The 630-nt window shown below is 57.8% G+C and carries 1 protein-coding gene; it reads left to right on the plus strand.

The window, feature by feature from the left end:
• Nucleotides 1-463 (plus strand): guanylate kinase (gmk, locus tag NW815_RS13395; RefSeq protein WP_414416118.1); only part of this gene is annotated, 463 nt, incomplete at its 5' end.
• Nucleotides 464-630 lie beyond the last annotated feature (167 nt).

Below are 630 nucleotides of genomic sequence, written 5' to 3' on the forward strand. Positions count from 1 at the left end.
CCCCCCCCGCCCCAGCGAACAGGAAGGCGTCAACTACTACTTTCGCAGTCGGGAGGAATTTCTCAACTTGATTGAAGCCAACGAGCTGTTGGAATGGGCACAGTATGCGGGCAACTTTTACGGCACTCCCCGCGAGATCGTGTTCCAAAAACTCAATCAGGGTCAGGATGTGCTGCTGGAAATTGAGCTGGCGGGGGCCCGTCAGGTGAGGCAACAGTACCCAGATGCCATTCGCATCTTTCTCTGTCCCCCTTCTCTGGAAGAGCTGGAACGTCGCATCCGCGAGCGCGGACAAGACTCAGAGGCCAGCATCGAGCGCCGCCTGGAACAGGCCCGCAAGGAATTGGATGCCCAAGACGAATTTGACTACGTGATTGTCAACGACAACCTGGAGCAAGCGCTGCAGGAGCTGGAAGCCCTGCTCTATCCCCCCTCTCCCTCTTCAAAGGAGCAGCAGCCCTAGCTTCTCCAGCCCCTTCCCGGAACGCTGGTGTCGGTGGTGCAGTGGCTCCAGATTGGGCCTAGGGTTAACTTTCGGTTAAGAAAAAAGCTGCTGGGGAGGGTAGTTTGGCTTTACCAAAAAACTGGGTCTGAAGCCCCGCCCTAAGGCCTACGGCCCGCTGACGCGAC

Origin of the sequence: Synechococcus sp. R6-7, from assembly GCF_047461695.1 — a bacterium.
Taxonomy (GTDB): domain Bacteria; phylum Cyanobacteriota; class Cyanobacteriia; order Thermostichales; family Thermostichaceae; genus Thermostichus.